Raw genomic sequence first — 20,650 nt, 5'->3', positions numbered from 1 at the left:
CACCCCATGCACATCGCCGTCGTCGGGCTCAGCCATCGCACGGCTCCAGTCGAAATCCGGGAGCGCCTCAGCATCCCGGAGCAGACGATGGAGGAATCCCTCCAGATCCTGCGCGGCGATGCCCAGGTGCTCGAGGCCTCCATCCTCAGCACCTGCAACCGGCTTGAGATCTACACGCTGCTGCGCCATCCGGAGCAGGGCATCACGGCCGTGGGCTCCTTCCTGAGCCAGCACTCGGGCCTTGATTTCGGCGAACTCACCCCCCACCTCTTCACGTATCACCATGAAGAGGCGGTGGGTCATCTGCTGCGGGTGGCGGCAGGGCTCGACAGCCTGGTGCTTGGGGAAGGGCAGATCCTCTCCCAGGTGAAGAAGATGGTGCGGCTGGGCCAGGAGCATGGCTCGATCGGCCCGATCCTCAACCGGCTGCTCACCCAGGCGGTGAGCACCGGCAAGCGGGTACGTACCGAAACCAATCTCGGCACTGGCGCCGTGTCGATCAGCTCGGCGGCGGTGGAGCTGGCCCAGCTCAAGGTGGGCCAGAGCCGCGGCGTCGACGACCTCGTGTCGCTCGAGGGGGAGCAGGTGGCGGTGGTGGGAGCGGGGCGCATGTCCCGGTTGCTGCTGCAGCACCTGCAGGCCAAGGGCTGCCGCGCTCTTGTGCTGCTCAATCGCACCGTGTCACGGGCGGAGGCCCTGGCGGCTGATTTTCCCGAGCTGCCGGTGCAATGCCGGCCGCTCGAAGACCTGGACCATTGCCTCAGCACCTGCTCGCTGGTGTTCACCAGCACGGCAGCCGATGAGCCGATCATCGACGCCGCCCGGCTGCAGGGTCTCAACCGCCGCTCCTCGCTGAAGCTGATCGACATCGGCGTGCCACGGAACATCAGCTCCGACGTCGCTGCCCTGGGTGGGGTGGAGGCCTTCGATGTGGACGATCTGCAGGAGGTGGTGGCTCGCAATCAGGAGGCCCGCCGTGAGATCGCCGCCGAAGCCGAAGGGCTGCTGCAGGAGGAAGCTCGCCAGTTCCTCGACTGGTGGGACGGCCTGGAAGCCGTGCCCACCCTCAACCGGCTCCGCCAGCAGCTGGAGCTGATCCGCGAACAGGAGCTGCAGAAAGCGCTCAGCCGCATGGGCCCCGACCTTTCAGCGCGGGAGCGCAAGGTGGTGGAAGCCCTCACCAAAGGCATCGTCAACAAGATCCTGCACAGCCCGGTCACCCACCTGCGGGCGCCCCAGCCACGCCAGCAACGCCATCAATCCATGAAAGTGCTCCATGAACTTTTCGCGCTCGATGAGTCCAGCGGTGAGGGCTGAATTCCAGACCACCGACCGGGGGTCACGTGCTCCGGTACGGTGCTCGAATGCTGACAACAGCAGTCCTTGGGGGCAGTGATGAAGCGGGTTCTGGCGATCATCCTCGGCGGCGGAGCGGGCACCCGGCTCTACCCGCTCACAAAGATGCGGGCCAAGCCGGCGGTGCCGCTGGCCGGTAAATACCGGCTCATCGACATCCCGGTGAGCAACTGCATCAACTCCGGGGTCAACAAGATCTACGTGCTGACGCAGTTCAACAGCGCGTCGCTCAACCGCCACCTCACCCAGACCTACAACCTCTCCGCCGGCTTCGGGCAGAGGTTCGTGGAGGTGCTCGCGGCTCAGCAGACCCCTGACAGCCCCAGCTGGTTTGAAGGCACTGCGGACGCCGTGCGCAAATACCAGTGGCTGTTCCACGAATGGGACGTGGACCACTACCTGATTCTCTCCGGCGACCAGCTCTACCGGATGGATTACAGCAGCTTCGTGCGCCACCACATCGACACCGGCTCCGACCTGAGCGTGGCGGCGCTGCCGGTGGATGCAGCCCAGGCGGAGGGCTTCGGCCTGATGCGTACCGATCCCCAGGGGTGGATCCGCGAGTTCAGCGAGAAGCCGAAGGGCGCCGCCCTGGAAGCGATGGCGGTCGACACCTCCCGCCACGGCCTCTCGGCCGACGAGGCCCTCAAGCGCCCCTACCTGGCGTCGATGGGCATCTATGTGTTCAGCCGCGACACCCTGTTCGACCTGCTGGTGAGCAATCCCGAAGCCACCGACTTCGGCAAGGAGATCATCCCCACCTCCCTGGCGCGGGGCGACAAGCTCAGCAGCTTCGTCTTCAACGACTACTGGGAGGACATCGGCACGATCGGGGCGTTCTACGAGGCCAACCTGGCGCTCACCGACCAACCCAGCCCGGCCTTCTCCTTCTACGACGAGAAATTCCCCATCTACACACGGCCCCGTTACCTGCCCCCCAGCAAGTTGCTGGACACCCAGGTCACGCAGTCGATCATCGGTGAAGGCTCCCTGCTGCAGGCCTGCAGCATCCACCACTGCGTGCTCGGCGTGCGCTCGCGCATCGAGGCCGAAGTGGTGCTTCAGGACACCCTGGTGATGGGCGCCGACTACTTCGAATCGGCGGAAGAGCGGGCCGTGCTGCGCGAGCGGGGCGGCATCCCACTGGGCGTGGGCAATGGCACCACCGTGCGGCGCTCGATCCTCGACAAGAACGTGCGCATCGGCCGCAACGTCACGATCGTGAACAAGGACCACATCGAGGAAGCCGACCGGCCGGAGCTGGGCTTTTACATCCGCAACGGCATCGTGGTGGTGGAGAAGAACGCCACCATCGCTGACGGCACCGTGATCTGAGCGGTTGCTGACACAGCCGCGCAGGCGGCGGCGTCGGGCGGGCCGCAGGGGCACACTGGCTCAGAAAGGTTTGCAGCCCAACCCACATGAGCAAAGCGCACTTCGGCCTGATCGGCCTGGGCGTGATGGGCGAAAACCTGGTCCTCAACGCTGAGCGCAACGGCTTCTCCAGCGTCGTCTACAACCGCACCTGGGCCAAGACGGAAGAGTTCCTCAACGGCCGCGGCGCCGGCCTTCAGATCATCGGCGCCCACTCCCTTGAGGAGTTCGTGGCCAGCCTGGAGCGGCCCCGCCGCATCCTGATGATGATCAAGGCGGGCCAGCCGATCGACGACACCATCGCCGCCATCTCCCCGTACCTGGAGGACGGCGATCTGCTGATCGACGGCGGCAACTCTCTCTACACCGACACCGAGCGGCGGGTGAAGGAGCTGGAGAGCAAGAGCTTCGGCTACATCGGCATGGGGGTGTCCGGTGGCGCCAAGGGCGCCCTGGAGGGGCCGAGCATGATGCCCGGCGGCACCAAGGCGGCCTACGACGCCATTGAGAGCCTGGTGACCAAGATGGCCGCCCAGGTGGAGGACGGCCCCTGCGTCACCTACATCGGCCCCGGTGGCGCCGGCCATTTCGTCAAGACGGTGCACAACGGCATCGAGTACGGGATCGAGCAGATCCTGGTGGAGGCCTACGACCTGATGAAGCGCGGCGCCGGCCTCGATGGCATCGCCATGGCCGATGTGTTCGACGGCTGGAACCAGCTGGAGGAGCTCTCCTCCTATCTGGTGGAGATCACCGAGGTGTGCCTGCGCACCCGCGATCCCGAGGATGGCGGCGACCTGGTCGAAAAGATCCTCGACGTGGCCGGCCAGAAAGGCACCGGCCTCTGGACCGTGATCAGCGCGCTGGAAATGGGAGTGCCCGTGCCCACCATCTACGCCTCCCTGAACGGGCGGGTGATGAGCTCGATGAAATCCGAGCGGGTGGCCGCTGAATCGGTGCTGCCGGGTCCGGCGCCCCACCCCGTGCAGCTCGGCGAGCCCACCGAAGGCCTGCCGCCGCTGCGCGATGCGGTGATCCTTGCCTGCATCGCCAGCTACGCCCAAGGCATGGCCCTGCTGGTGGAAGCCTCCAAGCTGCACGACTACAACCTCCACCTGTCCGCGATCGCCCAGATCTGGAAGGGGGGCTGCATCATCCGCGCCCGCCTGCTGCAGCGCATCCAGGACGCCTACGACGCCAATCCGGGTCTGGCGAACCTGATGGTGGACCCCTGGTTCGCCGAACAGATCAACCGCCGGCTGCCCGGCCTGCGCCAGGTGGTGGCAGATGCCGCCCAGGCCGGCATTCCCGTGCCCTGCCTGAGCAGCACGCTCGATTACATCGACAGCTACCGCACCGCCCGCCTGCCCCAGAACCTGCTGCAGGCCATGCGCGATTGCTTCGGCGCCCACACCTATCAACGGGTGGACCGCGACGGTGCCTTCCACACCGAGTGGCTCTGATGGAGCACACCCCATCGCCCACCTATCAGCTGAAGGTGGTAGCCGGGGGGCAGGAGCAGCTGGCCGAGTGCGCCGCCACCACGATCGCCTCTGCCATCGACCTGGCGCTGGCGGAGCGGGAGCGGGTCCAGATCGCCCTCGCCGGTGGCACCACCCCGGAGGCCGCCTATCGCCATCTGGGCGCGGCCCATCTGCCCTGGAACCGGGTGGACGTGCTGCTCGGGGATGAGCGCTGGGTGCCGGCCGACGACCCCTCCAGCAATGCGCTGCTGCTGAGCCGCTCCCTGCTGGCCGCCGGCCCGGGCCGGGAGGCCTGCTTTCATCCCATCCCCACCGATCAGGACACGCCGGAAGCCAGCGCCGCCGCCTTCGCGGCCGTGCTGGCTCGCCTCTGCGCCGGCGATCCGCCGGTGCTGGATGTGGTGCTGCTGGGTCTGGGGGAAGACGGCCACACTGCCTCGCTGTTTCCAGGCACGGCGGCCACCACGGTGGTGGATCGCCCGGTGACGATCAGCGAGGGCAAGGGCCTGCCCCGCGTGACCCTCACCGCACCGGTGCTGAGTGCCGCGCGCCAGGTGGTGTTTCTGGTGAGCGGGGCAGGCAAGCGCCAGGCCCTGCAACGCCTGCTTGATCCGAACGAGCCGGCCGTGCGCACCCCGGCCCGGCTGGTGAAGCCCTTCACTCCGGTGCTGATCCTCGCCGATCCCGCCGCTGCGGCAGGCTTGTAGCCTTGATGGAGCCGGCTGGCATGGTGGCACCGCTGGTGGTGGTGAGCGGCGACGGGTTCAGCGGCTGGCTGGCCTTGAACGACACGATCATGGGAGGACGCAGCAGCGGCGTCTGCCGCATCGGCCCGGAGGGGCTGGTGCTGGAGGCCGATGTGGTGGAGCAGGGCGGTGGCTTCGTGAGTTGCCGCTCGCCGCTGTTCTCCCCGCCGCTGAACCTGGGCGACTACCGCGCCCTGCAGCTGGAGTTGCGTGGCGACGGCCGCCGCTACAAGCTGGCCGTGGCCTGCGCCGATGGCGTCGCCGGGCTCACCGAGCTGATCCCCGGCGGGCTGCGCTGGGTGGCGGAGTTCGACACCAGCGTCAGCGCGCCTGACCAGCCGCCCCAACGGGTGGAGATTCCCTTCGCTCAGCTGCGGGCCTCGGTGCGGGCCCGCCCGCTGAACCTGCCACTGCGCCTCGATCCCGGCCGGGTCACGCGGCTGCAGGTGCTGCATTCCAAGTTCGGCGACGACGGCCAGCTGAACGCAGGCTTCCGGGCCGGCCCGCTGCAGTTGTCTCTGGTGGCGGTGCGAGCGGTGCCGTGAGCGCCGCCGATGAGCTCAGCCGGCGGATCGCCGCCGCGGCCGATCTCTGCCTCAAACCGCACCGCCATGCGGTGGTGGGAGCCATGGCCAGCGGGGCCTCCGGCTGTGAAGGCTCCGCCAGCGAAAGCTCGGGCGGGCCTGGCGACTGCTGCCTGCGCCTGCAGCCGCGGGGGATCGACGGGGAGCGGCTGCCGCAGCAGGACATCGAGCTGGAGCTCTACCGCAGCGGCAACGACCTCCACATGATGCTCAGCTGGCCGGAGCAACCGGAGCAACCGATGCTCTGGCACGGCCAGCACCCCGTCTGGATGGATGGGGAGACGGGGCTGCGCACCGAGCGGCCGCCGGCCGGCGCCCCGCTGGAAGCCCTGGCCCGGCGTCTGCGCGCCTTGCTCAGCCTCCCCTCCGATGCACACGGAGGGGACCCTGCAGAGGCTGCAGGCCCTGCGGGCGAGCCCCCCTGGCAGGCCTAGACCGGATCGGTGACGGCGCCCAGACTGCTGCTGCTCACCAGGCGGGCGTACTTGCCCAGCACGCCGGTGCGGTAACGGGGGGCGGGGGCCACCCAGGCAGCGCGCCGGCGCTCCAGCTCGGCCGCGTCAACGTTCAGCTGAATCAGCAGCTGGTGGGCGTCCACAGTGATGCTGTCGCCTTCTTCCACCAGCGCGATGGTGCCGCCCACGGCCGCCTCCGGTGCCACGTGTCCCACGACCATGCCGTAGGAGCCACCACTGAAGCGGCCATCGGTGATCAACGCCACCGATTCGCCCAGCCCCTGGCCCACGATCGCGGCGGTGGGGGAGAGCATCTCGCGCATGCCGGGGCCACCCACGGGACCCTCGTAACGCACCACCACCACATCGCCGGCCCCCACAGCTCCGGCCAGGATCGCCTCCAGGGCACTTTCCTCGCTCTCGAACACGCGGGCCGGGCCGGTGATCACGGGGGTCTTGACGCCGCTGATCTTGGCCACCGCCCCCTCTTCCGCCAGGTTGCCCTTGAGGATGGCCAGGTGCCCCTTGGCATAGAGCGGATTGGAGAGGGGCCGGATCACGTCCTGACCGGCCGGGGGCTCGCTGGGCACATCGGCAAGCACCTCACGCAGGGTGCGCCCCTCGATCGTGCCGCAGTCGCCGTGCAGCAGGCCCGCATCGAGCAGCAGCTTCATCACCTGCGGGATGCCGCCGGCCCGGTGCAGATCCACCGTCACGTAGCGGCCGCTGGGCTTGAGGTCACAGATCACCGGCACCCGCTGGCGGATGGTTTCGAAATCGTCGATGGTGAGCGGCACCTCGGCGGTGCGGGCGATCGCCAGCAGGTGCAGCACCGAGTTGGTGGAGCCGCCGACGGCCATGATCACGCTGATCGCGTTTTCGATCGCCTCGCGGGTGATCAGGTCGCGGGGGCGGATGTTCGCCTCGATGGCACGCACCAGCACCTCCGCCGAACGGGCGGCGCTCTCCGCCTTCTCCGGATCTTCCGCCGCCATGGTGGAACTGCCCGGCAGGCTGAGCCCCATCGCTTCGAAGGCCGAGCTCATCGTGTTGGCGGTGAACATGCCGCCGCAGCTGCCGGCACCGGGGCAGGCGTTCTTCTCGATCGCCAGCAGCTCCGCCTCATCGATGCGCCCCCCCGAAAACTGACCCACCGCCTCGAAGGCGCTCACCACGGTGAGATCACAGGGACCAAGCCGGCCGGGCTTGATCGTGCCGCCATAGACGAAGATCGCCGGGATGTTCATGCGGGCCATGGCGAGCATGGCGCCGGGCATGTTCTTGTCGCAGCCGCCGATCGCCAGCAGGCCGTCCATGCTCTGGGCGTTGCAGGCGGTTTCGATCGAATCGGCGATCACCTCCCGCGACACGAGCGAATACTTCATTCCCTCGGTGCCCATCGAGATGCCGTCGCTGACGGTGATGGTGCCGAACATCTGGGGCATGGCACCGGCGCTGTGGGCGGACTGCTCAGCGCGCCGGGCCAGGTCGTTCAGGCCGATGTTGCAGGGCGTGATCGTGCTGTAGCCGTTGGCGATGCCGATGATCGGCTTGTCGAAGTCGCCGTCGCCGAAGCCCACCGCCCGCAACATGGCGCGGTTGGGGGAACGCTGGACACCTGCGGTGATGGCGGCGGAGCGGAGCATGGAAGGCAGGGGAACACCGGAGATCAACCTACCGATCCGCAGGAAAAGCCTCCGCGTCAGGAGAGTCCGCAGAACACAGCGTGCGGCGGGAAGGGTTCCAAGTCGGAGGAGCCGTGAGGCAGGCCTTTGGCTTGCGCCTGGGCTGAAAGCTGTTGGGCCAGCGGGCGGATCAGTTGTCCGGGGTTAGGCACTCCAGCTGGCGGCGCACATCCTCGATGGCCTGGTTGAGCTCCTGAACCTTGTGCTGCAGCTCCTTTTCGAGCAGCGGGCGACGGATGTAGCCCTCTCCCTCGCTGGGGCCATCCTGAAAGCGCGACAGGGTGAGGCGACGGCGCTGGCGCTCGGCCAGCCGGCGGCGCTCAGCGGCGTCGAGCAGCCACCAGGCCAGCCCGGCCGCTCCCACCACGGCCCCGGCGATAGCGCTGGCCAGGATGGTGCTGCCGCCGCGCGTTGACCCGTTGTGTCCTGCCATCAGGTGGCTCCGATCCAAAAGCCCAGTGACACAGCCTAGAAGGCGTGCATCAAGGCATCCGCCACGCGCAGGGCATTGGCGATCACCGTGAGGCCGGGCGACACCGATGGACAGCTGGGGAAGACGCTGGCATCGGCGATCCAGAGGTTGGCCACTTCATGGCTACGCCCCGCCAGATCCACCACGGAGCTGGCCGGATCACTGCCCATGCGGCAGGTGCCGCAGGCGTAGCCCATCACCGCCAGCGGTGCTTCGCCGCGTGGATGCACCGGCGAGGGACGCACCACCTGGGTGAGGGGGTCCTTTTCGGTGCGCCGCAGGGTGTCGATCCAGCGGTAGACGAGCCGGTCGTGGGCTTCGAGATTGTTGGGCAGGTAGTGGATGCGGATGCGGTCACGCCGCAGGGTGATCGCATTGTCCGGATCGGGCAGCACCGCACTCATCGCCCACCAGCACACCGAGCGGGCCGCCAGCTGCCGCAACGCCGCGTTGGGGAGCAGCCGGGTCACCAGCGAAAGCACCGGCGGGGATTCGGCGAACAGGGCGTCCTGCAGCACGCCGCCGCCGCTCTCGATGTGGCCGAGCGGGAAGCTCACGTTCTTGTCACCCCAGTAGTAGTCGTTGACGCCGAGGCTGCGGGGGTAAGCGCCGGAGTTGGCCCGGGCCGCCAGCTGCAGGATCGCCGTGAGCTGGGGCCGCATCAGGTTGCGGCCCACCTGGCCGGAGCCGTTGGCCAGGCCGGCGGGATGGGGATCTGAGACAGAGCGCAGCAGAATCACCGCCGTGTTCACTGCGCCAGCGGCCAGCACCACCTGATCACCACGAAAGAGCCAGTTCTGGCCCTCGATCTCCGCCTCCACTCCGCGCACCTCCGTGCCGCCGGGATTCACATGCAGGCGGTTGACCCTGGCGTTGGTGCGCAGGCAGGTGCGGGCGCCAGCAAGCGCCGGAGTGACACCGAACAGCTCCGCATCGCCGCTGGGGTCTGCCGGATCCTCCGACCAGCTGAGCGGCAGGTCGTAGGGATGGCACGACTGGCGACGGAGGCCTTCACGCAGCTCCTCCAGCAAGGGATCAAGCGGCCGCGGCAACCTGGCGTAGGCGGCGAAACGGCTGGGCTCGGTGGGATCCACCCCCTGGCGGCCATGCACGCGGTAGAGGGCTTCAGCCCGGTCGTACCAGGGGGCGAAATGGTTGTAGGGGAGACCCCAGGAGGGTGCGGTGGCTTCCTGATAGCGCAACGGGCCGAACTCCTGCTCCCGCATCCGCTCCAGCACCGCCCCCCAGATCTTGGTGTTGCCGCCGAGGGCATACACCGCCTGGGGGGAGAAGGGATCGCCATCGGTGCCGAACCACTGCTCGCCAGGGTGGTAGCGGTCTTTGCGGAACAGGTCCACATCCGCGACGTTCTGGTCTTCTCGGGGCAAGGCGGCGCCCCGCTCCAGCAGCAGCACCGAGCGGCCCTTCGCCGCCAGATCGCTGGCCAGGGTGGCGCCTCCGGCGCCGCTGCCGACGACGATCACGTCGTAGTGGGTGTCATCGATGATCATGCTTGCCAGGCGTAGAGAAGCAGAAAGAGCAGCACCCAGATCACATCCACGAAGTGCCAGAACAGGGAAACAGCGATGACACCCTGTTCACCGTTGTCGTAGTTGCCTGGGTAGAACGAGCGCCCCAGCATCAGGCCCATCAGCAGGATGCCGGTGGCCACATGCAGGCCGTGAAAGCCGGTGAGCAGATAGAACAGACCGCCGAAGGTGCCGCTGGTGAAGCCGAACGAAAGGCCGCTCCATTCACTCGCCTGGCCATAGAGAAAGACGGAGCCCATCGCCATGGTGAGCAGCAGGAAGGCGCGGAACGCCCACAGGCGTTTCTGGCCGAGGAAGTGCTCCGCCACGGCGATCGTGCCGCTGCTCGACACGAGCACCACCGTGAACTGCAACGGGGTGCGCCACTCCAACCCCTCCACACCCGGCGGCAACCAGCTGGTGGCGGTGGATTTCAGCAGCGCATAGGCGGCGAAGAACGCCAGAAAGATGACGCTCTCGGAGCAGAGAAAAATGATGAAGCCGGTGAGTGTGTAGCTGGGGTGGCTGGCGTGGCCTTCGCCATGGGCCGGGCCGGGGCCGGTGGGCGCCGCCGTGGGAAGGGTGGTCATGGTTCAGGCCTCCTGCAGGGCGCGTTCATAGGCCTCCTGGTGCTCCACCAGGGGTTTGCCCGTGCCGTAGCCGTAGGGGCCGCTGATCACGGTGGGAACGTTGTCTTCAAAGTTCTCGGCCGGAGGAGGGGAGGGGAGCAGCCACTCCAGGCCGATGGCTTTCCAGGGATTGGCCGGCGCCTTGGGCCCCCACACCCAGGAGCTCACCAGGTTGAGCAGGAAGGGAATGATCGACACCCCCAGCAGAAAGCCGCCGAGGCTGGCGATCACGTTCCAGAAGGCGAATTCCGGGTCGTACGACGACACGCGCCGGGGCATGCCCATCAACCCGAGCGGATGCATCGGAAAGAAGTTGAGATTGGTGCCTACAAAGGTGAGCAAAAAATGGAGCTTGCCCAGCCCTTCGAAATACATATGGCCAGTGAACTTAGGGAACCAGTGATAGATCGCCGCATACACCCCCATGGTGGCAGCGCCGTAGATCACGTAGTGAAAATGGCCCACCACGAAGTAGGTGTTGTTGACGTGGATGTCCACCGGCACCGTGGCCAGCATGATGCCGGTCACACCGGCGAACACGAAGTTGAACAGGCCACCGAGGGAAAACAGCATCGGTGTGTTCAGCTGGATCTTCCCCCCCCACAGGGTGCCCAACCAGGCGAACACCTTGATGCCGGTGGGTACCGCGATCAGCATCGTGGACACCATGAACAGATCCCGCATCCACTGGGGCACCCCGCTGGGGAACATGTGGTGCACCCACACCACCAGGCTGAGGCCCACGATCACCAGCGAAGCCATCGCCACGAACACGTAGCCGAACAGGGGCTTGCGGGCGTGCACGGGAAACAGTTCGGAGAAGATGCCGAACACCGGCAGGATGATCACATACACCGCCGGGTGGGAATAGAACCAGAAGAAGTGCTGATAGAGCACAGGGTCGCCGCCCCCTTCCGGGCGATAGAAGGACGTGCCCACCACCAGATCGAACAGCAGCATCACAGCGCCGCCGGTGAGAGCGGGCAGGCCGATCAGCTGAATCGTCTGGGCGGAGAGGGCGGTCCAGCAGAAGATCGGCATCCGGAAGAACGTCATGCCGGGAGCGCGCATGCGCAGGATCGTGGTCACGAAGTTCACCGCTCCCATGATCGACGACACGCCGGAAAGGGCCACCGCCGTGATCCACAGCGCTTCGCCATTGATCAGATGGCCCAGGGGGTTCTGCAGGCTCACCGGTGGATACGACCACCAGCCGGAGGCCGCCGGACCACCGGGCACCAGGAAGCTGGCCATCAGGATCACGCCGAACACAGGCACAAGCCAGAAGGCGGCGGCATTGAGGCGCGGAAAGGCCATGTCAGGGGCGCCGATCATGCAGGGGATCAACAGGTTGTTGAGGCCGTTGAGAACCGGAAACATGAACAGAAACAGCATGATCGTGCCGTGCATCGTGTAGAGCGCGTTGTACACGGTGCGATCCACCAGATCCGCCTCAGGCGTGATCAGCTCGCCACGCATGATCATCGCCAGCAGCCCTCCCACCAACAGGAAGAACAGCGAGGTCACGATGTATTGGATGCCGATCACCTTGGCATCGGTGTTGAAGCTGAAAAAGCGCTTCCAGTTGTTCGGTGCCCCCGGCACCGGGTGGGCGGCCTTGAGGATGCCGGGATCAAGAGAGGTGAGGGTCATGGGGGTCAACCTGCGTGGGGAAGGGTGTTCGAGCCGGGCACGTTGACCATTGGGGGGGGAGCCGGGGGCACGGTGGGATAGCCGGAGGCGCGCAGCCGGGATTGCTGCTGGGCGTATTCCCGGGAGGCATCGCTGATGCCGGGCCGCAGGGGCTGGGCCGCCGCCCGGGTGAGCCAGTCCTGGTAGGCCTCCTCGCTCTGCACCACCACATCCACCTGGTTGGCGGCGAACCAGGTGCCGCTGTATTCGGAATCGCGCAGGCGGTAGCGACCCTCGCGAGTGGGGGTGATGAAGAAGGCGATCGAGCGGCCGGGGATCACCTGCTGCTTGAGGCGGAAGGCGGGCACGTAGAAGCCGTGGATCACATCGGCGCTCTCCAGCTGCAGGCTCACGCGACGACCCACCGGCAGGTGCAGCTCGGTGCTCGACGCAGCCGCATCCGGGTAGCGGAACTCCCACGACCACTGACGGGCGATCACCTGGATCTCGGCGGTGGGGGCGCCGGCCATCGCCTCGGCGGTGTCGCCGTGGCTGTGGTCCATGGGGCCGATGGCGCCGATCTCACGGTTGACGCCGATGGTCGTCCAGGCGATCGCCATCACCAGCACCAGGGGAATCACCGTCCAGATGATCTCCAGCACGGTGTTGCCCTCCACCGGAGCGGCATCGTCCATGTCGTATTTCTCGGCCCGGTTGAACAGCAGCACGTACGCCATCACCGACACCACACCGGCGAACACGAAGCAGGCGATCGCGGTTTCGAGGCTGAAGAGGTCGTCGACCAGTGGGGCGGCGCTGGAGGCCTGCACTGGCAGCCAGCGGTAGGCCTGCTGCCCCAGCCAGTGCGACAGCAGCACCAGCAGCCCCACCCAGACGCTGACGGCGGCCACCGCGGCCCGATTGACAGAGGCGGGCGGTGAGCTGGTCATGGCAGAGCCTCACGGAGATCGGCGCCGGCGGCCAGCAACTGGTTGGCGGTGACGTGCACGCCGAATTCGACAGCCAGCTGGGCGCCGATGGTGCCGTGCACCCCCAGCAGGGCGAACATCACGATGCCGAGGGCCAGGTAGCTCCACTGCACCTGCCGCCCCATCTCGCGGCGCCAGGCATAGCGCTGAAAGCCCCGCCACACGGTCATCAGCACGATCACCAGCAGCAGCAGCAGACCACCGGCGCCGTGCCAGAGCATGCTGCCGGTGCTGCTGAGGCCGAAGCTGCTGGTGATGCCGGGCAGAGGCACGGCCAGCTGCATCTCGAAAAAGCCGGCGGTGACGGTGAAGAAGCTCACCACGCTGCAGGCCAGCAGGTTGTACCAGCCCACATCGTGCAGGGCGGAGCGGGTCACCGGCAGCGCCAGAAAGCGGAACACACGCCGCTCCAGCGGGAACAGGGCCCCGGCGATATCAAAGGCGATGGCGATGATGAACAGGCCGATGGTGAGATGCACCAGGTTCGGGTGAATCGGCAGGCTGTAGGGGAGGCCGTTCGGACCGAGGGCCATCACACCAATCCCTCGCGCATCGCTTCCACCACCTTGACGGTGTGAAGGCCGTAGATCCAGACCAGCTCGCTACCCAGCAGCACCTGCACCACCACCAGCACGCTCAGCACCGAGCCGGCGCCGAGGAAGGCCAGCGGCAGGCGGCGCGGATCCTTGCTGCGGATCACGTAACGCCAGGCCGTGAGCACCGAGAGGATGCCGGCCAGCGCCCAGCCGATCGTGCTGTGCAGGTTGAGGATCTCGCGCGATTCGCCATAGGGGTTGGCCAGACCCGCTTCCACCTGGCCGAAGATGATCGCCACGAAGATCGCCGCGGTGGCGAACAGCAGGTTCCAGAAGCTCACCTCATAGAGCTCAGGCTTGCCGGCCAGGCGCCCGATCACGTCGAACAGGAACGCGATCAGGGCCATGGCGATCACGAAGTGGACGACGATCGGATGGATCGTGTCCATCCAGGGAAGGTTGCGATCGTTGAGCTGGGGCAACAGCTCGAGCATGGCCGCAGAGGGGAATGGCTGGCCCCACCTTGAAGCTTGGCTTCGGGCGGGTGCGTCATTATCAAGAAATAAAGCTAGTGCGTTTGTGCAACCCGACACATCGGAGCGTGCGGGTCATGCAGGGGGAGAAGGCCAGTCCCGGTTCTGCCTTTAGCGTTGGCTTTCGCGAGACCGTGCCCGATGTCGATTCCTGAGTCCAAGCCGTTGCGCTGGCTGGCTGCCGCCCTGGTCTTCGCTGCTGCCGGCCTGTCGATCGCCCTGCCGTTCGTGTCAGCCACGCTGCTGACGATCGTGCTGGGCGGGGTGGCGGTGGCAGGCGGGATCTCCCAGCTGCTGCGTCTCACCGGCGGCGGCGACCTCAGCACCAAGCTGTTTCGCGGCCTCAGCGGGCTGCTGTATGTGGGCGGTGGCCTCTGGATTCTGGTGTTTCCGGTGAGCAGTGAGGTGAGCCTCACCCTGTTCGTCGGCCTGCTCATGGCCTTCGAAGGGGTGATGGAACTGGCCGCCGGCGCCGCTGCCGATGGCCAGGCCCGGGGCCTGGTGATCGCCGACGGTCTGGTGACCGCGATCCTGGGCGGTCTGCTGATCGCGGAATGGCCCAGCGACAGTCTCTGGGTGATCGGCACCCTGTTCGGCGTGGCGCTGGCCTTCTCCGGCGTCAACCTGCTCACCGCGCCTGATCCCGGCGCCGTCAGCGGGAACGTTTGACGAACCAGGCGGCCACCAGAAACGCCGCCATCACCAGGGACAGCTCGATCAGCCCGCCACTCCAGAGCCAGTCGCGGAAGGTGAACACCGCGGGAGCAAGCGGAACCAGAAGCAACGGAGCCATGGGGGTTCACCGGCTTCAGCCGGTCAGTGGCGGTCGGGCCTGATTGTGAGGCTTCGGCGCCCGTCCTGCCGTGGCGCAGGGCGCGGGCTCACTCCCCGGCGGCGAGGGCGTCGGGGCGGCGCGGATCGGCGACCCCCAGGCTGCCTCCGCCCGGCAGAGCCTCCACCGACTGGGCCGAGCCCATCGCCCGGGCTGGCCGGAGCCGGTGGCCCATCGCCTCCAGCAGGGCGAGCGTGTCGGAGCTGAAGCCCTGCTCGATCGCCACTTCATCCGGCCAGAGCTGGCTGTGAAAGCGCGGTGCACTCACGGCCGTGGCCAGGTTGAGGCCGTGTTCCAGCCGGTTGAGCAGCACCTGCAGCACGGTGGTGATGATGCGGCTCCCGCCCGGGCTGCCGGTGGCCAGCAGTGGGCCGCCGCTGCGATCAAGCACCAGGGTGGGGCTCATCGAACTGAGCGGCTGCTTGCCCGGAGCGATGGCGTTGGCTTCCCCCTGCACCAACCCGTAGGCATTCGGCACACCAGGCTTGGCGGTGAAATCGTCCATCTCGTTGTTGAGCAGGAAGCCGGCAGCCGGCACGCTCACACCGTTGCCGTAGGCGAAGTTGAGCGTGGTGGTGGTGGCCACCATCAGGCCATCGCGGTCGATCATTGAGAGGTGGGTGGTGTTGGGGCCCTCCGGCCGGCCCGGCGGTGGCGGCGCCAGTTCGGCGGCGGGCGTGTGGCGGTCGGTGCGGAGGCGGCGGCGCTGGGCGGCCGCATAGGCCGGGCTGAGCAGACGCTGCAGCGGCATCGTCACGAAGCGAGGGTCGCCCAGATAGGTGTTCCGATCCCGGTAGGCCAGGTTCATGGCCTCGGTCATCACGTGGATCGTGGCGGCGCTGTTCAGCCCCATGGCCGCCAGCGGGAACCCCTCCAGGATCCCGAGCAGCTGAATCAGCGTGACCCCGCCGGAGCTGGGCGGCGGCATGGTGATCACCGGTTGCCCCCGCCAGCTGCCGATCAATGGCGGCAGCGCCTGGGCGCGGTAGGCGGCCAGGTCTGCAAGGGTGATCAGCCCGCCCTGGCGGCCCATCAGCGCGGCCAGGCTCTCGGCCACCGGCCCCTGGTAGAAGCCCGCCTCGCCGCGCCGGGAGATGCCGGTGAGCGTGGCGGCCAGCTGGGGCTGACGCCAGAGCTCGCCGGGGCGATAGGGATTCCCGTCCGGGCGGAAGAACAGCGCCGCGGAGGTGGGATCGGCGCGCAGCAGGGGGGCGGCGCTCTCCAGGGAGCGGGACAGATCCCGACTCACCGGGAACCCCTCTGCCGCCAGGCGGATCGCCGGCGCCATCACCCGCGCCAGCGGCCAGCGGCCGTAGCGGCGCTGGGCCAGCAGCAGGCCCGCCACCGTGCCGGGCACGCCCGTGCTCTGCAGGCTGCGGGTGGCCCGTTGGCGATCCACCTGCCCGCTGGCATCGAGGAAGAGGTCGGCCCGGGCGGCGGCGGGTGCGGTTTCGCGGAAGTTGATCGTGACCGCCCGGCCTCGGCCCACCCGCCGCTCTCCCTCCAGAAGCGGCGTGCCCGCCCTTGCCGGTTCCGGGCGCCAGAGCACGAGGAAGCCACCACCGCCGAGGTTGCCGGCCTGGGGCAGGGTCACCGCCAGGGCGAAGGAGGCCGCCACCGCCGCATCCACCGCGTTGCCGCCGTCCCGCAACACGTCACGGCCTACCCGGCTGGCGTGCGCCTCCTGGGTGGCCACCATGCCCCCTGCCGACACGACGGGGTGAAAGCGCTGGCCGGCCTCCTGCAACACATTGGCGGGCACCGCCGATGGCGCCGCACCAACCGGCAACCCCTGGGCCCGCCCCGACAACTGCAACGGAAAGGGCAGTGCTAACGACAGCGTCAGCGGCCAGAACGGCACCAGCAACGGCGCGCCGGCCGCCAGCCCCACCAGCAGCCGCAACAGCCGCTGCTCAGCTCTCGCCATAGCCGCCGCCCCCCGGGGTGCAGATCTCCAGCAGGTCACCCTCCTGCACCTGCAACTGCGCGGCCCCCTCCAGCAGCAAGGCAGGCTGGCCCGCCCGCTCCAGGCTGTTGCGACCGAGCGCGCCCGGTCCGCCGCCGGCCAGGCCAAAGGGGGGCACCCGTCGCGATCCCGTCAGCAGCGACACCGTCATCGGTTGCAGAAAGCGAAGGCGCCGCTCCACCCCCTCCCCGCCGCGCCAGCGGCCCGTCCCGCCGCTGCCCTGCCGCACGCGAAAGCTCTCCAGCTGCACCGGAAAGCGCTGCTCCAGCACTTCTGGATCGGTGAGGCGGGAGTTGGTCATGTGGCTCTGCACCGCATCGGCACCCGCGAATCCCAGGCCGGCGCCGCTGCCACCGCAGATCGTTTCGTAGTACTGGCAAGCGGCATCGCCGAAGGTGAGATTGTTCATCGTGCCCTGCGCCGCCGCCATCACCCCGAGGGCCCCGAACAGGGCATTGGCCACCGCCTGGGACGTTTCCACGTTGCCCGCCACCACCGCCGCCGGCGGCCTTGGCCGCAGCAGGCAGCCCTCGGGGACCACCAGCTGCAGCGGCCGGAAACAGCCGGCATTGAGGGGGATCGGCTCCGCCACCAGGCAGCGAAACACATAGAGCACCACGGCCTTGGTGATGGCCAGGGGGGCGTTGAGGTTGCCGGGTTGCTGGGGGGAGGTGCCGCTGAAGTCGATGCAGGCCGTGCGGGCGCGGCGATCGATCGTCACCGCCACGGCGATGCGGGCGCCGCCGTCGAGCTCCACACTCCATTGGCCACCCTTCAGCGTGCCGATCACGCGCCGCACGGCCGCCGCGGCGTTGTCCTGAACATGGGCCATGTAGGCCGTGACCTGCGCCACCCCCTCGCGGCGGCAGAGGCGCTCCAACTCCGCAGCCCCGAGCTGGTTGGCCGCGATCTGCGCCTGCAGGTCGGCGAGAAACTGGTCGGGATTGCGCACCGGCCACGGACCGGCCTGCAGGCGCTGCTGCCAGGCCGTCGCATCGAACACCCCCTCACGCAGCAACGGCACGTTGGTGAGCAGCAGGCCTTCCTCGTCGATCAAGCGGCTGTGGGGCGGCATGGAGCCGGGGGTGAGGCCGCCAACATCGGCGTGGTGGCCGCGGCAGGCCACGAAGAAGCAGGGCCGATCAGCACCGGCGAACACCGGGCTGATCACGGTGATGTCGGGCAGATGGGTGCCGCCGTTGTAAGGATCGTTGGTGGCGATCACATCGCCGGGGCGCAGCGGTGGCCGTTCCCCGCGCCCCACCATCTCCAGAAGGCTGGCAAGGCTTTCACCCATGGAGCCGAGGTGCACCGGGATGTGGGGCGCATTGGCCACCAGGGCGCCATCGGCATCGAAGAGCGCACAGGAAAAATCCAGCCGCTCGCGGATGTTCACGGAGCGGGCGCTTTGGCGCAGCCGTTCCCCCATCTGCTCGGCGATCGCGGCGAAGCGGTGATGGAACAGCTCCAGACGCACCGGGTCGACGGAGGCTGCAGCCGCGGAAGCGGCGCTACTCACAGGGGTGACAGCCACAGCAGCGCCTGAGGTGGCTGTTGTGATGGTGCAGGTGGTGGCAGCTGGGGCAACAGCCGCGAGCTCGCCAGAGGCGGGGCGCTGGAGCAGCAACTCGCCTTGCGGCAGCACCTCGGCCCGCCAACCCGCCGCCAGCACAAGGGTGCCGATCGACTCCAGCACGAGAGCCGGTCCCTGCAGCGTCTGGCCGACCGCCAGCCACTCCCGGCGCACCAGCGGCACGGTGTGCCAGCAGCCCCCAGCATACAACGACACCGTGGGGACAGTGGGGGGCGTGGCTCCATCCGTCAACAGCAATGGCACAGCACCGGCCGCTGCTGCCGGCCAGACCAGTTCCACCTCCAGCCGCTCCACCACGAGAGCTGGGGCGGCCCCGTGCCGTGCCTCCTGCGCGTGGCCGAAGTGGCGGCGATGGCTGGCGTCGAAGGCAGCCTCCATCCCCTCGATCTCTCCGAGAGGCACGATCAGGCTCACCTCGCTCGCGGGGTAACGCAAGGCCACCCGCACCTCCCGCCGCAGGGTTGAGGCCGGGCCAGCAGGTTCCCCTTCGCGAGCAGGTTCCCCTTCGACACCGGCACCGGCACCGGCAGTCCAGCGACCATCGGGCGCAGCGCCGAGGGCCAGCGCGCCGGCGGCGGTGAGCGCCTCAGCCCAGGCCATCAGGCGCGGCAGCAGCGACGCTCTGAGCGGCTCGCGCACCACCTGCTCGCGCAGCAGCCGTTGATCGGCCTGACCCAGGCCGTAGGCGGAGAGCACACCGGCCAGGGGGTGCAGAAGGATGGTGTCGATCTCCAGGGCTTCGGCAAGCGCGCAGGCGTGCTGGCCACCGGCCCCGCCGAAGCACACCAGCGTGGCGCCGCGGATGTCGTGGCCCTGCTGAATCGAGATGCGCCGGATCGCCGCGGCCATATGGTCGATGGCGATCGCCACGGCACCTTCCGCCAGGGCTTCCGGCTGTTGCGGCTGCCCCACGGCGGCGCCGATGCGGGCGGCCAGGGCCTCGAAGCCAGCGCGAACGGGCTCCAGATCGAGCGGCTGGTCGCCGGTGGCACCGAACAGGGCCGGGTAGCCATCGGGTTGCAGCCGGCCCAGCAGCAGGTTGGCATCGGTGATGGTGAGCGGGCCGCCGCGGCCGTAGCAGGCCGGACCCGGCTGGGCACCGGCTGACGCGGGGCCCACCTGCAGCCGCTCGCCGTCAAAATGGAGCACGGAACCACCACCGGCGGCCACGGTGTGGATCGGCAGCATCGCCGCCTCCAGTTGCAACCCGGCGATCACGGCCTGTTCGCTGCGTTCCCAGCGCTCGGCGACCGCGTCGTGCTCCGAGCCCGTGGGGGAAGGTTCGCTTGCCACCACATGGAAGACATCCGTGGAGGTGCCGCCCATGTCGAAGCCCACGATCGCCCTGGCATCGATGGGCCCGGCGCGAGCCGCTGCCGCCGCCTTCAGCGCGCCCACCATGCCACCCGCCGGCCCGGAGAGGATCGTGTCCTTGGCGCGGATCAGCTCGGGAGCCAGCAAGCCGCCGCTCGACTGCATCACCTGCAGCGGCGTGCCGGCACCGAGGGCACGCCGCAACCCCGCCAGATAGGCCTGCAGCGCCGGCCCCACATAGGCCTCCACCACAGCGGTCTGGGCGCGGCTGACCAGCCGCGGCCGCGGAGCCACCGCGTGGGACAGCGCCACCTGCTCGAACCCGAAGCGCTCCAGCCAGGCGCCCAGCTGCTGTTCATGGCGGGGATGGCGTGCGGCATGCAGCAGGGCCACGGCGCAACTGCGCAGGCCATCGGCGCGCGCCTGGGTCAGGGACCGGGCCAGGGCGTCATCCAGCACCAGCGGCTCAAGCTCGCGGCCATCGGCCGCCAGGCGGCCCGGCACCTCCAGCACCCGGGTGTGCAGCGGCTCAGGCCGACGGATCTCGAGCGCAAACAGATCCGGGCGATGCTGATCGCCGATGCGCAGCGCGTCGCCGAAACCGCGGCTGAGCAGCAGCAGGGTGGGAGCACCGCGCCGCTCCAGCAGGGCGTTGGTGGCCACCGTGGTGCCCACCCGCACGTCGGCAATCAGGCCGGCGGGGATCGGTCGATCCGGCGCCACCTCCAGCAGCGCGCGGATGGCGACCATGGCAGGATCTGGGCCGGCGCCGGCGGCGCTCTGCGCCGGGTGTGAGGGCAGCTTGCGCACGCTGCAGACGCCGCTGGGGCTGAGCGCCACCAGGTCGGTGAAGGTGCCGCCGCGGTCGATCCAGAAACGCCAGCCGGAAGGGCCGCTGCGGGGGTTGCCGCTCACCGGCGGCCGCTCCTGTTGCACCGCC

General features: G+C 68.5%; 18 protein-coding genes. 7 read left to right on the top strand and 11 right to left on the bottom strand.

What is annotated here, in order from left to right:
* Window positions 1–6: 6 nt before the first annotated feature.
* The 6 genes from ACWJI3_RS11960 to ACWJI3_RS11935 all read left to right on the top strand — a co-directional run bounded on the left by ACWJI3_RS11960 (window position 7) and on the right by ACWJI3_RS11935 (window position 5,978).
* Entirely contained in the window at window positions 7–1,317 is a 1,311-nt protein-coding gene (locus tag ACWJI3_RS11960) for a glutamyl-tRNA reductase (protein WP_094513102.1), read from the top strand.
* 78 nt (window positions 1,318–1,395) lie between these two features.
* Window positions 1,396–2,691 carry a glucose-1-phosphate adenylyltransferase gene (locus tag ACWJI3_RS11955; RefSeq protein ID WP_480203808.1) on the top strand — a complete coding sequence of 432 codons (1,296 nt, stop codon included), beginning with the start codon at window positions 1,396–1,398 and terminating at the stop codon, window positions 2,689–2,691.
* 86 nt (window positions 2,692–2,777) lie between these two features.
* On the top strand, window positions 2,778–4,193 hold the full coding sequence (gene gndA, locus ACWJI3_RS11950; protein ID WP_255101286.1) for an NADP-dependent phosphogluconate dehydrogenase: 1,416 nt from the start codon (window positions 2,778–2,780) through the stop codon (window positions 4,191–4,193).
* On the top strand, window positions 4,193–4,921 hold the full coding sequence (gene pgl / locus ACWJI3_RS11945; protein ID WP_480203807.1) for a 6-phosphogluconolactonase: 729 nt from the start codon (window positions 4,193–4,195) through the stop codon (window positions 4,919–4,921). Before gndA ends, pgl begins: the two co-directional genes overlap by 1 nt.
* A 20-nt stretch (window positions 4,922–4,941) precedes the next feature.
* Window positions 4,942–5,505 carry a CIA30 family protein gene (locus ACWJI3_RS11940; RefSeq protein WP_480203806.1) on the top strand — a complete coding sequence of 188 codons (564 nt, stop codon included), beginning with the start codon at window positions 4,942–4,944 and terminating at the stop codon, window positions 5,503–5,505.
* Window positions 5,502–5,978 (top strand): hypothetical protein, encoded by a 477-nt coding sequence (locus tag ACWJI3_RS11935; RefSeq protein WP_480203805.1) that lies wholly within the window; start codon window positions 5,502–5,504, stop codon window positions 5,976–5,978. The genes ACWJI3_RS11940 and ACWJI3_RS11935 overlap by 4 nt, the downstream gene beginning before the upstream one ends.
* On the opposite strand, the gene ilvD is transcribed toward ACWJI3_RS11935, so the two are convergent.
* The 8 genes from ilvD to ACWJI3_RS11895 form a co-directional block, all read right to left on the bottom strand.
* On the bottom strand, window positions 5,975–7,645 hold the full coding sequence (ilvD, locus tag ACWJI3_RS11930) for a dihydroxy-acid dehydratase (protein WP_094513096.1): 1,671 nt from the start codon (window positions 7,643–7,645) through the stop codon (window positions 5,975–5,977). The genes ACWJI3_RS11935 and ilvD overlap by 4 nt on opposite strands.
* 169 nt (window positions 7,646–7,814) lie before the next feature.
* The gene (locus ACWJI3_RS11925; RefSeq protein WP_094513448.1) at window positions 7,815–8,117 is read right to left on the bottom strand and encodes a hypothetical protein; all 303 of its coding nucleotides are present in this window, start codon (window positions 8,115–8,117) and stop codon (window positions 7,815–7,817) included.
* A 35-nt stretch (window positions 8,118–8,152) separates the two neighbouring features.
* Window positions 8,153–9,667, bottom strand: a complete 1,515-nt coding sequence (locus ACWJI3_RS11920; RefSeq protein ID WP_480203804.1) for a GMC oxidoreductase — start codon at window positions 9,665–9,667, stop codon at window positions 8,153–8,155.
* Window positions 9,664–10,275: a cytochrome c oxidase subunit 3 gene (locus ACWJI3_RS11915; RefSeq protein WP_255141185.1), complete on the bottom strand. Its 612-nt coding sequence runs from the start codon at window positions 10,273–10,275 to the stop codon at window positions 9,664–9,666. The genes ACWJI3_RS11920 and ACWJI3_RS11915 overlap by 4 nt, the downstream gene beginning before the upstream one ends.
* A 3-nt stretch (window positions 10,276–10,278) precedes the next feature.
* Window positions 10,279–11,967 carry a cytochrome c oxidase subunit I gene (locus tag ACWJI3_RS11910; RefSeq protein ID WP_094513093.1) on the bottom strand — a complete coding sequence of 563 codons (1,689 nt, stop codon included), beginning with the start codon at window positions 11,965–11,967 and terminating at the stop codon, window positions 10,279–10,281.
* 5 nt (window positions 11,968–11,972) lie between these two features.
* Window positions 11,973–12,896: a cytochrome c oxidase subunit II gene (locus ACWJI3_RS11905; protein ID WP_480203803.1), complete on the bottom strand. Its 924-nt coding sequence runs from the start codon at window positions 12,894–12,896 to the stop codon at window positions 11,973–11,975.
* Entirely contained in the window at window positions 12,893–13,468 is a 576-nt protein-coding gene (locus ACWJI3_RS11900) for a DUF2231 domain-containing protein (RefSeq protein ID WP_094513091.1), read from the bottom strand. The genes ACWJI3_RS11905 and ACWJI3_RS11900 overlap by 4 nt, the downstream gene beginning before the upstream one ends.
* Complete coding sequence (locus tag ACWJI3_RS11895) at window positions 13,468–13,965, bottom strand: DUF2231 domain-containing protein (protein WP_094513090.1); 498 nt, start codon at window positions 13,963–13,965, stop codon at window positions 13,468–13,470. The genes ACWJI3_RS11900 and ACWJI3_RS11895 overlap by 1 nt, the downstream gene beginning before the upstream one ends.
* Before the next feature lie 180 nt (window positions 13,966–14,145).
* Between ACWJI3_RS11895 and ACWJI3_RS11890 the strand changes: the two genes are divergently transcribed.
* Window positions 14,146–14,673, top strand: a complete 528-nt coding sequence (locus ACWJI3_RS11890) for an HdeD family acid-resistance protein (protein WP_480203802.1) — start codon at window positions 14,146–14,148, stop codon at window positions 14,671–14,673.
* Here ACWJI3_RS11890 and ACWJI3_RS11885 read toward each other — a convergent pair.
* The 3 genes from ACWJI3_RS11885 to ACWJI3_RS11875 all read right to left on the bottom strand — a co-directional run bounded on the left by ACWJI3_RS11885 (window position 14,657) and on the right by ACWJI3_RS11875 (window position 20,646).
* Window positions 14,657–14,797, bottom strand: a complete 141-nt coding sequence (locus tag ACWJI3_RS11885) for a hypothetical protein (protein WP_480203801.1) — start codon at window positions 14,795–14,797, stop codon at window positions 14,657–14,659. The genes ACWJI3_RS11890 and ACWJI3_RS11885 overlap by 17 nt on opposite strands.
* A gap of 88 nt (window positions 14,798–14,885) precedes the next feature.
* Complete coding sequence (gene ggt / locus ACWJI3_RS11880) at window positions 14,886–16,763, bottom strand: gamma-glutamyltransferase (protein ID WP_480203800.1); 1,878 nt, start codon at window positions 16,761–16,763, stop codon at window positions 14,886–14,888.
* Window positions 16,750–20,646 (bottom strand): hydantoinase B/oxoprolinase family protein, encoded by a 3,897-nt coding sequence (locus tag ACWJI3_RS11875; protein ID WP_480203799.1) that lies wholly within the window; start codon window positions 20,644–20,646, stop codon window positions 16,750–16,752. The genes ggt and ACWJI3_RS11875 overlap by 14 nt, the downstream gene beginning before the upstream one ends.
* Window positions 20,647–20,650: the final 4 nt, after the last annotated feature.

Source organism: Marcopretia estuarina LEGE 06307, from assembly GCF_056633115.1.
Note: the sequence above shows the minus strand (reverse complement) of the source record. Positions and strands in the feature narration are given on the sequence as shown.

Bases quoted from the DNA above. Each gene is read 5' to 3' on its own strand.
- ACWJI3_RS11960 (WP_094513102.1), top strand. From the start codon at position 7: ATGCACATCGCCGTCGTCGGGCTCAGCCATCGCACGGCTCCAGTCGAA.
- ACWJI3_RS11955 (WP_480203808.1), top strand. From the start codon at position 1,396: ATGAAGCGGGTTCTGGCGATCATCCTCGGCGGCGGAGCGGGCACCCGG.
- gndA (WP_255101286.1), top strand. From the start codon at position 2,778: ATGAGCAAAGCGCACTTCGGCCTGATCGGCCTGGGCGTGATGGGCGAA.
- pgl (WP_480203807.1), top strand. From the start codon at position 4,193: ATGGAGCACACCCCATCGCCCACCTATCAGCTGAAGGTGGTAGCCGGG.
- ACWJI3_RS11940 (WP_480203806.1), top strand. From the start codon at position 4,942: ATGGTGGCACCGCTGGTGGTGGTGAGCGGCGACGGGTTCAGCGGCTGG.
- ilvD (WP_094513096.1), bottom strand. From the start codon at position 7,645: ATGCTCCGCTCCGCCGCCATCACCGCAGGTGTCCAGCGTTCCCCCAAC.
- ACWJI3_RS11925 (WP_094513448.1), bottom strand. From the start codon at position 8,117: ATGGCAGGACACAACGGGTCAACGCGCGGCGGCAGCACCATCCTGGCC.
- ACWJI3_RS11920 (WP_480203804.1), bottom strand. From the start codon at position 9,667: ATGATCATCGATGACACCCACTACGACGTGATCGTCGTCGGCAGCGGC.
- ACWJI3_RS11915 (WP_255141185.1), bottom strand. From the start codon at position 10,275: ATGACCACCCTTCCCACGGCGGCGCCCACCGGCCCCGGCCCGGCCCAT.
- ACWJI3_RS11910 (WP_094513093.1), bottom strand. From the start codon at position 11,967: ATGACCCTCACCTCTCTTGATCCCGGCATCCTCAAGGCCGCCCACCCG.
- ACWJI3_RS11905 (WP_480203803.1), bottom strand. From the start codon at position 12,896: ATGACCAGCTCACCGCCCGCCTCTGTCAATCGGGCCGCGGTGGCCGCC.
- ACWJI3_RS11900 (WP_094513091.1), bottom strand. From the start codon at position 13,468: ATGGCCCTCGGTCCGAACGGCCTCCCCTACAGCCTGCCGATTCACCCG.
- ACWJI3_RS11895 (WP_094513090.1), bottom strand. From the start codon at position 13,965: ATGCTCGAGCTGTTGCCCCAGCTCAACGATCGCAACCTTCCCTGGATG.
- ACWJI3_RS11890 (WP_480203802.1), top strand. From the start codon at position 14,146: ATGTCGATTCCTGAGTCCAAGCCGTTGCGCTGGCTGGCTGCCGCCCTG.
- ACWJI3_RS11885 (WP_480203801.1), bottom strand. From the start codon at position 14,797: ATGGCTCCGTTGCTTCTGGTTCCGCTTGCTCCCGCGGTGTTCACCTTC.
- ggt (WP_480203800.1), bottom strand. From the start codon at position 16,763: ATGGCGAGAGCTGAGCAGCGGCTGTTGCGGCTGCTGGTGGGGCTGGCG.